The sequence below is a fragment of the Planomonospora antibiotica genome (genome assembly GCF_014647955.1).
In the GTDB taxonomy this organism is placed as follows: domain Bacteria; phylum Actinomycetota; class Actinomycetes; order Streptosporangiales; family Streptosporangiaceae; genus Planomonospora; species Planomonospora parontospora.
Genome location: NZ_BMQE01000153.1, coordinates 1 through 800, shown reverse-complemented (window position 1 = coordinate 800; position 800 = coordinate 1). Strand labels below are relative to the sequence as shown.

The window sequence follows — 800 nt, the reverse complement described above, 5'->3', positions numbered from 1 at the left end:
GACGGAGTAGCAGTCGCCGGTCAGGTTCAGGGTGCAGTCGTCGAACTGCGCCTTGCTGATCGGCTGGCCCTTGACGTCCTTGTCACCGGTGTGCTTGTCCCACTCGGCCTTGGTGACGGGCTTCCAGGAAGCGCCACCGACCTGGACACCGTTGTAGACGGTGACGAACGCGTAGTCGCGGTCGCGGTCCTCGAAGGCGGCGAAGTCGTAGTGCGTGTACGCCGTCTTACCGACGTAGATGCCCCACGGGGTCTTGCCCTGGTAGTAGCCCGGCACGAAGACCCACCGGTCGGCGACGGAGGAGTCCTTGCCGTCGTCGTAGACGCAGTGACCGGCGGTGGCGACCAGGTTGCGGTACTTGGCCTGGATCGAGGTGGCCGAGCACCAGCGCGGCTTGTCGTCCTCGTCGAGGAAGAACACCTTGCCGATGGTCTTGGGCAGGTTGATGTTCTTGACGACGGAGGCGGACTTCTTCTCCTCGCCGATCGGCACGACCGAGCCCGGCTTGCCGTCGGGGGTGTAGCCGCCGGCGACCTTCATGGTCGGGGTGTTCTTCACGTCCCAGGAGTAGGGCGTGGCGTTCTTCAGGGCCTCACCGTTGCGGGCGGTCCAGAAGTTGGCGACCAGCTGAGCGTCGGGAGCGCTCTTGGCCATGGTGTCGTAGGCCCAGTCCGGAGCGGCCTGGGCGGTGCCGGCCAGACCGGCGGCCAGCAGACCGGTGGCCAGAACGGCGCCACCGGCGGGGAGGAGGATGCGCTTCAAGGGAAACTCCTTGGTCTGTCGTGGAACGCATCTTGCGT

The 800-nt window shown here is 66.1% G+C and carries 1 protein-coding gene; it reads right to left on the bottom strand.

The genetic code is table 11. The annotated features are described in order from the left end of the window. Positions 1–762: trypsin-like serine peptidase (locus tag IEZ06_RS35890; protein WP_373293995.1), on the bottom strand; the 762-nt coding region annotated here is incomplete at its 3' end. Between the last annotated feature and the right edge of the window lie 38 nt (positions 763–800).